The sequence below is a fragment of the Leisingera sp. NJS201 genome, assembly GCF_004535885.1.
In the GTDB taxonomy this organism is placed as follows: Bacteria; Pseudomonadota; Alphaproteobacteria; order Rhodobacterales; family Rhodobacteraceae; genus Leisingera.
The window spans coordinates 23,805-36,863 of the sequence record NZ_CP038236.1 but is presented as its reverse complement, the minus strand read 5'-3'; the positions used below and the strand labels follow the sequence as shown (position 1 = coordinate 36,863).

Annotated in this window: 15 protein-coding genes and 1 pseudogene; 14 read left to right on the top strand and 2 right to left on the bottom strand. The window is 64.3% G+C overall.

What is annotated here, in order from left to right; genetic code table 11:
* Positions 1-38 precede the first annotated feature (38 nt).
* A complete protein-coding gene (locus ETW23_RS22285) occupies positions 39-500 on the top strand; it encodes a hypothetical protein (protein WP_134831477.1) in 462 nt (153 codons plus the stop codon).
* The gene (locus ETW23_RS22280; RefSeq protein ID WP_134831476.1) at positions 497-871 is read left to right on the top strand and encodes a GtrA family protein; all 375 of its coding nucleotides are present in this window, start codon (positions 497-499) and stop codon (positions 869-871) included. Before ETW23_RS22285 ends, ETW23_RS22280 begins: the two co-directional genes overlap by 4 nt.
* A 185-nt stretch (positions 872-1,056) precedes the next feature.
* On the opposite strand, the gene ETW23_RS22275 is transcribed toward ETW23_RS22280, so the two are convergent.
* Complete coding sequence (locus tag ETW23_RS22275) at positions 1,057-1,626, bottom strand: hypothetical protein (RefSeq protein ID WP_167738194.1); 570 nt, start codon at positions 1,624-1,626, stop codon at positions 1,057-1,059.
* Positions 1,627-1,667: 41 nt separating this feature from the next.
* On the opposite strand from ETW23_RS22275, the pseudogene ETW23_RS22270 reads away from it, so the two are divergent.
* From ETW23_RS22270 to ETW23_RS22260, 3 genes and pseudogenes are all read left to right on the top strand, one after another.
* Positions 1,668-1,978: pseudogene (locus ETW23_RS22270) on the top strand (DUF2218 domain-containing protein).
* 129 nt (positions 1,979-2,107) lie between these two features.
* Positions 2,108-2,389 (top strand): helix-turn-helix domain-containing protein, encoded by a 282-nt coding sequence (locus ETW23_RS22265; protein ID WP_129373495.1) that lies wholly within the window; start codon positions 2,108-2,110, stop codon positions 2,387-2,389.
* The gene (locus tag ETW23_RS22260) at positions 2,386-3,702 is read left to right on the top strand and encodes a type II toxin-antitoxin system HipA family toxin (protein ID WP_129373494.1); all 1,317 of its coding nucleotides are present in this window, start codon (positions 2,386-2,388) and stop codon (positions 3,700-3,702) included. Before ETW23_RS22265 ends, ETW23_RS22260 begins: the two co-directional genes overlap by 4 nt.
* A gap of 36 nt (positions 3,703-3,738) precedes the next feature.
* On the opposite strand, the gene ETW23_RS22255 is transcribed toward ETW23_RS22260, so the two are convergent.
* Positions 3,739-4,764, bottom strand: coding sequence for an AraC family transcriptional regulator (locus ETW23_RS22255; RefSeq protein ID WP_134831474.1), 1,026 nt, complete (start codon positions 4,762-4,764; stop codon positions 3,739-3,741).
* 160 nt (positions 4,765-4,924) lie between these two features.
* On the opposite strand from ETW23_RS22255, the gene ETW23_RS22250 reads away from it, so the two are divergent.
* The 9 genes from ETW23_RS22250 to ETW23_RS22220 are packed head-to-tail and all read left to right on the top strand — an operon-like array spanning position 4,925 to position 13,058.
* On the top strand, positions 4,925-6,103 hold the full coding sequence (locus ETW23_RS22250) for an NAD(P)/FAD-dependent oxidoreductase (protein ID WP_254695249.1): 1,179 nt from the start codon (positions 4,925-4,927) through the stop codon (positions 6,101-6,103).
* Complete coding sequence (locus tag ETW23_RS26375) at positions 6,082-6,270, top strand: hypothetical protein (protein WP_254695248.1); 189 nt, start codon at positions 6,082-6,084, stop codon at positions 6,268-6,270. The genes ETW23_RS22250 and ETW23_RS26375 overlap by 22 nt, the downstream gene beginning before the upstream one ends.
* Positions 6,261-7,784 (top strand): quinohemoprotein amine dehydrogenase subunit alpha, encoded by a 1,524-nt coding sequence (peaA, locus tag ETW23_RS22245; protein WP_134831473.1) that lies wholly within the window; start codon positions 6,261-6,263, stop codon positions 7,782-7,784. Before ETW23_RS26375 ends, peaA begins: the two co-directional genes overlap by 10 nt.
* Before the next feature lie 18 nt (positions 7,785-7,802).
* Entirely contained in the window at positions 7,803-9,227 is a 1,425-nt protein-coding gene (gene peaB, locus ETW23_RS22240) for a quinohemoprotein amine dehydrogenase maturation protein (protein ID WP_134831472.1), read from the top strand.
* Positions 9,224-9,547, top strand: coding sequence for a quinohemoprotein amine dehydrogenase subunit gamma (gene qhpC, locus ETW23_RS22235; RefSeq protein WP_134831471.1), 324 nt, complete (start codon positions 9,224-9,226; stop codon positions 9,545-9,547). Before peaB ends, qhpC begins: the two co-directional genes overlap by 4 nt.
* A 13-nt stretch (positions 9,548-9,560) precedes the next feature.
* Positions 9,561-10,640: a quinohemoprotein amine dehydrogenase subunit beta gene (gene peaD / locus ETW23_RS22230; RefSeq protein WP_134831470.1), complete on the top strand. Its 1,080-nt coding sequence runs from the start codon at positions 9,561-9,563 to the stop codon at positions 10,638-10,640.
* Entirely contained in the window at positions 10,637-11,737 is a 1,101-nt protein-coding gene (locus ETW23_RS26370; protein WP_254695247.1) for an ABC transporter ATP-binding protein, read from the top strand. The genes peaD and ETW23_RS26370 overlap by 4 nt, the downstream gene beginning before the upstream one ends.
* A gap of 5 nt (positions 11,738-11,742) precedes the next feature.
* A complete protein-coding gene (locus ETW23_RS26365; RefSeq protein WP_254695246.1) occupies positions 11,743-12,378 on the top strand; it encodes an ATP-binding cassette domain-containing protein in 636 nt (211 codons plus the stop codon).
* Complete coding sequence (locus ETW23_RS22220) at positions 12,375-13,058, top strand: hypothetical protein (protein ID WP_134831469.1); 684 nt, start codon at positions 12,375-12,377, stop codon at positions 13,056-13,058. Before ETW23_RS26365 ends, ETW23_RS22220 begins: the two co-directional genes overlap by 4 nt.
* The last annotated feature ends 1 nt before the right edge of the window (position 13,059 follow it).

Below are 13,059 nucleotides of genomic sequence, written 5' to 3'. Positions count from 1 at the left end.
AATGCCCAATATCTGCAAATACCCGGGACTACAGGCTCATGGACCGGAAAGTTGTCGAGGCGCTGCTGTCGCTGCCCGAGCGCAACAAGTTCATGAAAGGTCTATTTAGCTGGGTTGGCTTTCGCTCATGCGCGGTGCCGATTGAACTGAAACCGAGACATTCCGGCAAAGGCAAGTTCGGCTTCCGCCGCCTGTTCAGGTTGGCGCTGACCGGATTTACGTCCTTTACAGACTGGCCGCCAAGGATCTGGACTGGGGTCGGCCTGGGGATTTCCAGCCTGTTCATAGCGTTTAGTTTCTGGATCGTGTTGAAGACCATGATCTGGGGGGTCGACGTACCTGGCTTTGCGACCATCACAACCGCCGTCTTCTTCCAGGGAGGGCTGCAGATCATGTCCATTGGCGTGATTGGCGAGTATCTCTCCCGGGAATTTTCAGAGGTGAAGCAGCGCCCGGGCTTTATCATCGCCGAAGAACTCCAGACGGGGGATGCTTCATGACGCTGCCCTCCCAATTGCTTCGTTACAGTTCAGTAGGTGTTCTGGCCACCCTGGCCCACTACGGAGCCGGATCGGCGGGGCTGCTGGCCGGGTTTCCACCTCTGTCATCGAACCTGCTTGGGTTTGCTTGTGGGTTTACGGTGGGTTTCGCAGGACACCATCGTTTCACCTTCCGGAAAAAAACAGCGGGCACCTTGAGACCCCTGTTCAGATACGCGGCAGTTTCTTGCGGCAGTTTCGCAGGCGGCCAAGCACTTCTGAGTGCCTTTGCGGCCTCTTCTGGGCCACCTGCATTTGCTGAACTCCTTCTGGCCTTGGTATTCGCCGCAGCCATAAACCTCCTGCTCAGCAGTCAGTGGGCCTTCACCTGACTTTCTTTGCCACGACATGCGAACTAAAAAAGCCACGCGCTGAAAACACCCTGCGCATTGGCCGCCAAGGTATATCCCGCAACCCAGTTCCTAATCATCGACTTTGCTTTGATCGGCCAAAGCAACCAGATCTGCTGCAGTTGAAGTGGTCCCGGCAATCGGACAGTAAGCAGCAACTGTATTGTTCAGACGGTCTGAGCGGCCCGTTTCCGGCGGGATTTTGAGAGTGTACTGACGATTGATACGAGCTTGCGGGCGACCGCAATAATGATGAATTTGTGCGATTTTCCTGCCTTCCGCAGCCGGTCTGCGAAGGGTTTCAGGACCGGATTGTGATGCGCCGCGACGAGTGCGGCCTGAAACATCACGTGCCGCAACAGCCGCCGCCCACCTTCACCTCCTCCGGCATCATTCCGTCCAGCATCACCACCTCCTTTCATCAGGTGGCGCCAGTATCGCAAACCCCTTATTTTTTTGAAACAGGGGGTCTTTGCACCGCTTAAGTCCATTCGCCCGGCGAAACCCTGGATGGCGCAGGATATCAAAGCGGCGACGGCGGGCAGCATCAGATTGCAGATCGTATAGATGAACACTGCTGCCCAACTGTTCCTCGACAAACTGGATGCGGTCGTCAGCGATTTCTTTGGCGCGCCTGGAAAAAACCGTGACTGCGAAAGTGAACCAACTGAAGCGCGCGCATCGCACGCCGGTAGCCGGAGCCTGTGTTTACGGGTTGCGGCGCCGCGGCGATTCACTACATTGCTCTTAGCTTAGTAAAACAGTAAGGAATTTGGGAATGCTCACCGACACCGGCCGCTTTGACACCCCGAACGGGGCAAAATACCTGCAGCAGCTTTGCAAGCATTTCTCCCATAAGGTCGAGGTGCAGTTCGACACCGCCGATGAAACCGGCCAGGGCACCGTGGCGCTGGGAATGGGGCCCGCAACCCTGCATGCAACCGGTCAGGATCTGACCGCCAAAGTCACCGCCCCGACCCCGAGGAGCTCGATCATGCGCGGCAGATCATCGACAATCACCTCGCCCGTTTTGCCTTTCGTGAAGAGTTCAAAAACATGACCTGGCAATCCGCGACAGCCCCGGCCTGATCTTTACCGTATTCGGTAAATTTCTTAAGGGTCCCCGTTCGCAATCGAAATTTATCGAAAAAGGTAAAATCTGTTGATTCAGCTTCGGCGACAGGGTATATTTACCGTATTCGATAAACCGGAGCCCGCATGACAGATCAGAAGCAGCCAGAGCTGATCGGCCTCGGCCAGTCCATCCGCAGCATCCGCAAGACCAAGGGGCTCAGCCTGACCCAGCTTGCGCAATTGACCGGGGCCAGTGTTTCGGCGCTCTCCACCATCGAAACCGGCACCCGCGACGCGCGGGCGTCGACCCTGTACCGCATCGCCAAGGCCCTGCGCGTGCCGGTGGCCGAGCTGTTCGGAACGCCCCATGACGCGGCGCCGCACGGCGGCACCGCCAGCGGATACGACCTTGGAGACCTGGAATGACCCTTCAGGTTCCGGTTTTTTATGCACAGTTTCTGGTTGGCAGCGTCGCGGTGCATGACGACGGCAGCACAGGGTTTGCCTATACGCCGGAATGGATAAACACCCCCCGCGCCTTCCCCATCTCGGTGCTGATGCCGCTGCAGCCTGATCCGTTTCCGAACCGGATCGTGGCCCCCTGGCTGGCAAACCTGCTGCCCGAAGAACAGCAGCTGGAAACCCTCAGCCGGTCCCTTGGCCTGTCGAAAACAGATGCGGTTGCCCTGCTGCGCGAAATCGGCGGCGACACTGCCGGGGCGCTGTCCTTTGACAGCCCCTCCCTGCCGGACCAGTGGGACTATGTCCTGCTGACAGATTACTACCGCACCTCTTGCCCCGAAGACGCGCTGCAGGCGCATTTCAACGACCTGGCCCAGCGGCCTTTCCTGGCCGGTGCCGATGGCGTCCGCCTGTCGCTGGCCGGCGGGCAGCAGAAATCCGCCCTCGCCGTTCTGGACGCCGGCGGCCGCCCGGTGCTGCAGCTGCCAGAAGACGGCAGCAGGCTGGCCATTCCCAGAAACGGCGCCCCCTCCACCGTCATCCTCAAGCCGGACAATCCGCGGTTGCCGGGCATCGTTGAAAATGAGCTTTACTGCCTGACCCTTGCGCAAAAAACCGGCATCCCCGCCGCGCAGGCGGCCTCCCTCGCCCTGGGGGCCCGCTCGGCCATTTGCGTCCTGCGCTATGACAGGCATTTGTCCGCCGCCGGACATATCCAGCGCCTGCATCAGGAGGATTTTGCCCAGGCCACCGCCACGCCGCCGGGGCGCAAGTATGAGGCCGGATCGGTGCCGGGTTTCACCCTTGCCGATCTGTTCACCGCCGCCGGGCATCTTGAACCACAGGACGTTCTCACCCTGTTTGACCAGTTTGCCTTCAACATCCTGGTGGCCAACACCGACGCCCACGCCAAGAATTATTCCATGCTGCACCGGCTTGGCCCGTCGGTTGAACTTGCCCCGCTTTACGATGTCTCAACGGTTCTGCCTTGGCCTGCCGTAAACCAGTATTTCGCCCAGAAAATCGGCGGCCGCAAACGCAAGCCCGCGGACGTGACACCGGATCACTTTGCCCGCATCGCAACCGAGCTGGGCTTCCGCCCCGCCGAAGTTCTGAACCGGATCACCCGGCTGGTGGATCTGATGGTGGAACACCGGCCCGCGGCGGAGCAGCATGTGGCCCGCCTGCCCGGCACCGCGCCGGGCTATGTGGAGCAAGCCGCCCGCTGCGCCGAACAGAACGCCCTCAGGATCCTGGGCCGGATCCCAAGGAGCTGATTCCATCGCGCCGCTCAGCAGGCCTGCTGCGGCGGTTCAGCCGCCGGAACCGCAGGCGGAGGCTTGCTTGCGGTACTGGCTCGGTGTCGCCCCCTCCCGCTGCCGGAAAGCACGTTCAAAGGCCGAGACTTCAGAATAGCCCAGCCGCTCTGAGATTTCATGAAGCTGCGCCCCTGGCGCCAGCAGCATGCGCTTGGCAATCTCCATCCGGCAGCCCGCCAGCAGCCGCGAAAACTTCTGCCCCTCCTCCTCCAGCTTGCGCCGCAAGGTCCGGCGCGACATGCCCAGGGCGGTGGCGATAGCGGTCTGCTCGAAACTTTCGCGGCCAATCCGCATCAGCAGCTCGCGGCGCACCCGTACCGCAACCGGCGCTTCACGCTCGCTTTGCCGGGCGCTGCGGACCATCGACTGCGAGGCGGCCTTGAACGCCGGGCTTTCGCTGTCCGCCAGCGGCAGATCCAGCATTGCCGCGGGAAACACCAGCGTGTTGGACGCGGCGGCAAACTGCACCGGGCAGCGCGGCCCGGCACTGCTGCGGCTTTGCAAGGCGCTTGATTCGTGCTCCAGCGACAACAGATCAGGCCGCCAGTCCGGACCGGCGGCGGACTTCACCAGGTTATGGAACACCGACAGCGTCAGCTCCGCATCCTGCTGCCGCGGCCAGATGCGTGCATCCAGGATCCGGTAAGTCAGCAGCGCTTTGTCCGCCTCAATCGCCAGCCGCATTTCCGAGTCGCTTTGCACCATTGGAAAGGCATTGCGGAACAGCGACAGCGCCGCTCCCAGCGTCGGCGCCTGCTTGATGAATTCTCCAAGCGTGCCAAGATTTTGCAGATCAAACACCGATCCCACCCGCCAGCCGAAATCGGGCAGCCCCAGCTGGTCCGATGCATGCTCGCAGAAGTCCACGAATTTCTTCAGGCCGATCTCACCGTCCAGGTCTTCGGGGCTGATCCCGGCAGTGCGGAAAATCCTGCCAGGATCGCCGTTCATGAACTCAACAGCCCGCAGCGGGTCGTTCAAGGTCGTGGCCGAAATCCGGGGCTGATAGTTGTGTGGCATCGCGCAATTCCTCAGGATTGCGCCAGAATACCGTAAAAACCGGCCATTCCAGAAAAATCACTGCAGACAGGGCCGCATCCGCCGATTCTGTCCGGAAATGTCGGCTTGTTGTCCGGATGCGTCCGCCACAAGCACCGCCGCCACAGTGCAGCTTATGTAAATGGCACCTCAAATTGGCACCTTTGACATTGCAATCGCAGGCGGCGGCCCGGCCGGGTCGGTGGCCGCGATCCTGCTGGCGCGGGCCGGATACAGCGTGGCGCTGGCCACCCAGCCGCTGCGCGCCGCCCGGTTTGAGGGCATGTCCGCCCGCGTCGCCGCAATTCTGCAAAAACACTGCCTGCCGCTGGCGGGCATCGGTCCGGCCACCCAGCGCCATGTCCGCTGGGGGTCTTTTCAAGGCGGCCAGAACAGCGAGCATCTGGCCGACCGCAACCAATTCGACACCGGCCTGCTGCACGCCGCCGGGGCTGAGGGCGTCGCAGTGTTCTACAAAGCGGTGGCCAGTGTCAGCCCGGATGCGGGCGCAATCCGCCTGTCTGACGGGCAAAGCCTCACCGCCAGCCTGCTGTTTGAGGCCCGCGGCCGCCGCGCCCCGCGCCAGCCCGCGGCACAAAACCGGGCGGACCTTATCGGGCCGGACACGATCTCGGTTGCCGGTTTTGTGCCGCCGCAAGCCGGATATATGGACACCCCGCGGATCGAAGCCCGGCCCGGCGGCTGGATCTGGTCTGCTCCAGTAGGACAGGGTCAGCTGTGGCTGCAGGCGGTGGGTGACACAGGTGCGCTGGATAAACGGACTGGCGGCAAGGCGGCTGTGGTGGCGCTGTGGCAAACGGTGGCGGCGGACACCCCCCTGCCCCGCTCCCCTGCCATTCATGCCATCGCACCGCGGCTGACCGCGCCGGAACTGGACCCGCGCTGCCCGCGGCTGGGCGATGCGGCGGTGGCACTTGATCCTTTGTCCGGGCACGGCATGTTCTGGGCTGTGTCTTCGGCACTGATGGCGGTGCCCATCGCACGGGCCTTGCTGAACGGCGACACCGGACTGGCCCGCGATTTCTACCGCAACCGGGTGGCCGGGACCTTTTGGCGGCAGGCCCGTGTGGGCCGCGATTTCTACCGCGAGGCGGAATTTGCAACACCGTTCTGGCAGCAGCGTACCGCCTGGCCCGATGATATCCCCGCCCATGATACCAACATCCCCCCGCACATCGCCCGCCGGGTAATCGTGCAAAACGGCCACCTGGCGCGGCGCGAGGTGCTGATCACCCGCGATGCCCCGGCGGTGCCGCCTTTGCCGCCGGGCAGGAGATCGTGCCGCTGCTGCGCCGCCTGAACGGCCAGCCGCTGCCGGGCGCGGACGGCTTTCACAGCGCAGTTCTGCCCGAAGCCCCGCCGCAGGCCGCCCGCGCCATCCACCAATGGCTTTTGTCGCAAGGCTTTACCGAGGGGGCGCAGATCCCCTGGGACACACCAAACAGGGAGACTAACCCATGCAACTAAGACCCCGCGGCCTGACGGCTGCACTCCTGATATCAGCCGCCAGCGCGGCTCCTGCGCTGGCCAGCGAGGAGCTGGTGCAAAACATCTGCTCCAGCTGCCACACCGCAGAAGACGGCAGATTGAGCCGCATCAGCGGCCAGCGCAAGACGCCTGAAGGCTGGATGATGACCATCGTCCGGATGCAGCAGGCGCATGGGCTGGAGATCAGCCCTGAGGACCGCCGCGCCATCGTGCAGCATCTGTCCGACAGCCAGGGTCTGGCGCCGTCCGAGACCGCCCCTTTCCGCTATGCGCTTGAGAAAGATCCGAACGCGCAGGAAAGCTTTGACGAACCCTTTGCCTCGATGTGCGCGCGCTGCCATACCGGCGCGCGGGGGCTGCTGCAGAACCGCACGGCCGAGGAGTGGGAGCTGCACATGGATTTCCATGTCGGCCATTTCCCCACCATCGAATACCAGGCGCTTGGCCGCGACCGCGAATGGTACCAGATCGCCCGGACCGAAATCGCCAGCTATCTGGCCGAACAGAACCCGCTGGAGACCGCCGCCTGGACGGACTGGCAGGCGGCGGACAAGCAGCCGGTGGCAGGCGATTGGGTGGTCATCACAGACCTGCCCGGCATCGGCGAGGCCTACGGGCGGCTGACGGTGACCGGCGAGGCCTCTCCCTATCAGGTCTCGGGCGAATTTGTGACCGCCGACGGCAGCACGCATCCCGCGTCGGGCCAGATGAACCTTTACACCGGCTATGAATGGCGCGCCAATCTGGACATCGGCGGCACCGCTTACCGTCAGGTTCTGGCGCTGTCCGAGGATGGCAACGCCCTGCAGGGCCGCCAGTTCGACCGCAGCAACGACGCCCTTGGCGCACCGCTGACCGGCGCCCGCGCGGGTGCAAGCAGCGTTATCCTGGGCACCGTTCCCTCTGCCGTTCCGGCGGGTGAGGCACAGGTGCAAGTGGTCGGCACCGGGCTCGACAGGCTGGCCAGTTCACACGGCGATGCAACGGCAAACAGCTTTGGCGCGGCGCTGATGCTGGCGGCTGAGGGCAATGGCGTGGTCACCTTCAACGCAGGCAGCGCCGAGGGGCAGATCGCCCATTACACCTCGGTCGACAGCCTCCGGGTGGAGCCGGAATTCACCATCGCCCGCGTTGGCGGCGGCAGCGATGCTGGGCCGCCCCCGGTGCCCGCCTATTTCAATGCCATCGGCATGTGGAACGGCCCCGACGGCAAAGCGGGAACCGAAGACGATGTGCGCATCGGCCAGATCGCGGCACAGTGGACTGTTGCCAATGCGCATGATCACGCAGCCCACATGAAGGACACCGAGTTTGCAGGCGAAATGCAGCCAAGTGGCATTTTTGCACCTGCCATTGCCGGCCCCAACCCCGACCGCCCCTTCAGCGCCAACAACGCAGGCGAGCTGAAAGTCCAGGCCAAGGCGATGGGCCAGCAGGCTGAGGCGATGCTGATCGTCACCGTGCAGCGCTTCATTGATCCGCCGATCCGCTGAAGCACAGGGAGAAAACCCATGAAAGACTTTCACTATCAGCCCGCCAATGCGCATCGGGTATCGGTCGAAGGGCGCGAGGTTCTGTTCCACGTCCCCACCACCTCGATCTTCGAGATGGACACCGCCGACCGCGATATCCTTGACTATGCGGCGCAGGCGCAGGCCTTCACCATGGATGAATTCGAGACCCGGTTTGCGGCCGCCGACGCAGCCGACCGGCTCGACGGTCTGGTGCGGCTGGACATCGTCAACGACGGCCGCCCGCTGCAGCCCGAACGCCCGCCGATCGAGATCGAAAACTTCCCGCTGACAACCATCGTCCTGAACGTCAACACCGGCTGCAATCTGGCCTGTTCCTACTGCTACAAGGAGGATCTGGCGGTGCCCTCCAAGGGCCAGAAGATGGCTTTTGACACCGCGCGCAAGTCGGTCGAGATGCTGATGGCCGAGAACCCGGACCGCGACAGCTATAACGTGGTGTTCTTCGGCGGCGAGCCGCTGTCGAACCAGCCGCTGATCCGGCAGGTGGTGGACTGGGCCGAACCGCATTTCGCCGCCCTTGGCAAGGCGGTGAACTTCAGCCTGACCACCAATGCAACCCTGCTGACGGAACCGCTGATCGACTGGCTTGACCAGCATAAATTCGGCCTCACGGTGTCCATCGACGGCCCCAAGGCGCAGCACGACCTGAACCGCAAGACGGTCGGCGGCAAGGGCACTTATGATGCGGTCGCCGCCAAGGCCCGGCTGCTGCTGTCGCGCTACACATCGAAACCGGTCGGCGCCCGCGTCACCCTGACCGCCGGCGTCACCAACATTCATGAAATCTGGGACCATCTGATCAACGATATCGGCTTTGCCGAGGTCGGGTTTTCGCCGGTCACCTCGGGCGACATGGATGCCTTCAACCTCAACGGCGCCGAACTGCTGGAGGTGTTCGAGGGCATGAAATCCCTTGGCAGGCTCTATGTCGAGGAAGCGCTGAAGGGCCGCAACATCGGCTTTTCCAACATGCATCAGATGATGAACGACCTTTACGAGGGCCGCTCCAAGGCGCTGCCCTGCGGTGCCGGGGTGGGCATGCTGGCGGTCAATCACGACGGCGCGCTGAACCTGTGCCACCGCTTCACCGGATCGGACATGGACCAGTTCGGCACCGTCGATGAGGGCATCAAGCGCAAGGAGTTGTCGGGCTTCATCAAGGCACGCTCCGACCGGACTGAGAAGGGCTGCGCCACCTGCCGGATCCGCAACCTGTGCGCGGGCGGCTGCTATCACGAAAGCTATGCCCATTTCAGCGACCCGATGATGCCGACCTATCACTACTGCGACCTGATGCGCGACTGGATCGATTTCGGCGTCGCCGCCTATGCCGAACTGATCGCCAAGGCACCGCAGTTTTTCCACCACCACGTTGCACCAAGGAGGGCGTTTGGAAAATGAAACCGCTCAATCAGAAAGCCGAACGCGTCCAGCAGGCCGCAACCGAAAGCCAAATGGAAGAGGTCCGCGCGATGCAGACCGTAACCGCCGGCTGCGCCACCACCTTCGATCCCGGCTGGGAGGTCGATCCTTTCGGCGGCCTTGCCGCCTTGTGCCAGCCGATGGAGGCGGACCTCTATGGCTGCTCCGACCCCTGCTGGTGGCCCGCGCAGGTGCCCGACATCATGGTCAACCACCAGAACTGGGACGAAGGCGCGCCCAACGCTGCCAAGGACTGGCGCGCGCTTGGCGCCACCTACCCCACCGACGCCGAAACATAAGGAGACCCGCATCATGAAATCCGCGTTTTTTGCTGCTGCCGCGTTCTGCGCCTCCGCCCTGCCGCTGGCTGCCGGCGACCTTCTGGTGACGGTGGCCCGGCCCTCGAACCTCTATGTCTTTGACGCTGAGACCCGCTCGGTCAAAGCCGACTGCGATTTGGGCGCCAATGTGACGCCGGGCGTCATTGCCATGTCGCCGGACAACCGCATCGCCTATGTGCTGCTGAACCATTGGCAGGATGTGGTCGGCGTTGATATCGGGACCTGCGAGAAAGTGTTCCACGCCGCCCAGTCCAACGGCGACATAAGCCGCCGCTCGCTGGCCTCGCTCGCCGTCTCCAAGGACGGCAGCCAGATCTACACGGTGCGCAATCCGGTGCGCAAACTGACCGACCGTTACGAGGTGATGCAGCCGGAATTCGCCGTCTATGACGCAAGCGCCGGGCTGGAGGCTGAACCCGCCGCTGTTTTCGAAGCCCCGCGCCGCTCCACCCTGATGGCCAGCGACCGCAACGGCCAGGTCTATGTTGCGGGACATGACATCTACCGGGTTGATCCGGCCACCGGCAAAACCGAGGTGGCGATTGCCAACGCCAGCTGGGACCGCCCGGCCTATAGCCCGCCGGATGTGCTGGCCTTCTGGCCCACCGGCAGCCAGAACGACGAAATGCTGCTGATGTACACGGCGGCGGTGTTTACCGACGAAACCCAGCAAGAGATGGCGGATTTTGTCTGGGGCTACCAGTCGGTTGACCTGACAAGCGGCGAGACCGAGATCGCCGATTTCGCCTCTTTCGAGGTGCTGATGTTCTCAGCCGCCCGCAGTGCCACAGACCCCAAGCACCTGTACGGCGTCTATACCCAGCTGTCCAAGCACAACCTGGAAACCCGCGAGCTGGTCAAGCGCGTGGACCTGCCGCACACCTATTACGTCATCAACGTCTCCAGCGATGGACGTGAGATTTACGTCGGCGGCACCAATGACGACATCGGCATCTATGACAGCGAAACGCTGGAACGCCTGGGCGAGATCCGGGTGCCCTCCGGCGGTGACATGTCGGTTTCGACCCTGCACGTTGTGCCGCAGGGATGACCGGGCCTGCCGCCAAACTCTCCCCCCAGCCGGGCGGCCCTGCGGCTGCCCGCCCCTGGCCGCGCCTGCAATCCCGCGCAGGTGCGGCGCTTTTCACATCCTCCACTGCGGCCTGGCTGCTGCCGCTGCTGCGCCCGCACCGCCGCCGGCTGGCCCTGCTGCTGCTGATCAGCTTTGCCGCCGCCGCGATCGGCTTGCTGCCGCCCTATATCAGCAAGCTGGTGATCGACCGCGGCCTGATGGCGGGTGATGCCGCGCAGCTGGTCACATGGTCGCTGGCGCTGTTTGCCATCGGCCTGCTGGCCACCGCCACCGGCGCCCTCAGCAATATCCTGCACATGCGCGCCTCGGTCCGGATGCTGGCGCAACTGCGGCGGCGGCTGCTGTCCCGGCTGGCCGCCAAACCCTCCGGCTGGTTCGCCTCTCAGCGCGCGGGCGAGCTGCTGGCCCGGATCGACGGCGATGCGGCAGAGGTTCAGAAATTCGCCTTCAACGCAGTGCTTGGCGGCTCCTCCTCGCTGATCCGGCTGATTGGCGGCTCCGCGATGCTGATGCTGCTGGACTGGCGGCTGGGGTTGCTGACCGCATTGCTGGCCCCGGCTGAGCTGCTGTTCCTGCTCTGGGCCCGCCCCCGTACCGAACGCCACGCCGCCGCCGTGCGCGGGATGCAGGGGCGCTACGCCGCCGGCCTGTCGGAAACCCTGTTCGGCCTGCCTGCGCTGCAGGCCGCCCGCGGCACCCATTGGGCGGAACGGCGCAGCCTGCGCGACCACGCCGGGCTGAACCGCCGCCTGATCGCGCAGAACCTGTGGGGCGAATTCACCCGCGCAGTGCCGGTGCTCTTGTCGGCGCTGACCCGCGCGGCGATCTTTCTGGCGGGCGGGCTGATGGTGATCCGCGGCGACTGGCCGCTGGGATCGCTGATTGCCTTCATCGCCTATATGGGTTTCATGACCGGCCCGATGCAATCGCTGCTGGGCCTGTGGCACGCACAGGCGCGGGTCAAGGTTGCGGTGGCGCGCCTTGATACGGTGATGCAGCCCGCCGCCCCCGGCCCGCCGCGCCCTTTGCCCCCGCAGGCCATGCCCTGCAACTGAACAATGTGACCGTCTCCCGTGGTCAGGCAGCACCGCTTGGCCCGCTGACCCTCACCATCCCCCAAGGCACCAAACTGGCCCTGAAAGGCGCCAGCGGCGCCGGAAAAACCTCTTTGATCGCGGTGCTTTGCGGACGGGCGCAGCCCCTGTCCGGGCGCATCACACTTGGCGGCGCGGACCTGGGCCAGCTTGGCGGCGCCACTCTGCCCGATCGTGTGGCCTATGCCGGCCAGCGCCCGCTGACCCTGCACGCCAGCCTGCGCGATAACCTGTTTCAATCCCGCGCCTTCTGGGCCAGCCCCGGCAGTGAACCCCATGTCTGGCAAATGCTGGATCTGTTCGGCCTGGCCGAACGCTTCCGCAGTGCAGACGGTCTTGACACGATGCTGGGCGAAAGCGGGTTGACGCTGTCGGGCGGCGAACGCCAGCGCCTTTGCCTGCTGCGCGCCCTGCTCACGCCCTTTGATATCCTGATCCTGGACGAGGCCCTGTCCGAGGTCGACCCCGCCGCCGCCGCCCGGATCCTCACCCATATCGACAAGAGTTTCCCGCATTCCACCCGCATCATCACCGCCCATGGCGGCGCCGCGGCTGGCGGGAAATTCGACATGGAGATCACTCTGGACGAGGCCGACCCATGACCCCTGCCCCGCTGATTGCCCTGATCGACGGCCCGCTGGCTGCAGACACCCCTGGCCTCGCCGCCCGTACAGATTTCTGCGAACTTCATCCCCGCGCCGCCGAAAGCCCGGCAGCGCAACACGCCGGTTACATGGCCGCCGCCATCCGCGCCAATGCACCCGCAGTGCAAATCCTCAACCTCACCATCTTTCCCGGCCGCCTCGCCACGTCCCTCGCCACCGTGGCCAAGGCCCTGCACCACGCCGCCTGTTCCAAGGCGCAGATCGTCCACTGCTCCTTTGGCCATGCCAGTGCCAGCCCAGAGCTGGTTGAGGCTGTGGCGGCGGTGCTGCAGGCAGGCAAGCTGCTGGTCGCCTCCGCCCCGGCCCGCGGCGCGCCGGTCTACCCCGCCGCCTGCATCGGCGTTCATTCGGTGCAGGGCGACGCCCGCTGCGCCCCCGGCCAATGGTCGCAGCTCGACCTGCCCGGCGCGCGCTACGGCGCCTGTCCCGGCGGCCCCGGCACGCCGGTACGCGGCGCCAGCCTCGCGGCAGCGCATTTCACCGGCCTGCTGGCCCGCGCCGGAACCGGCGGCAGGGGCAAGGCATTGCTGCAAACCCCGGCCTTCACCGGCCGCGAACGCGTCACCCTGCCGCCGGGCGATGCTTCTCTATTTCAATCCAACAACGCAGACACATAAA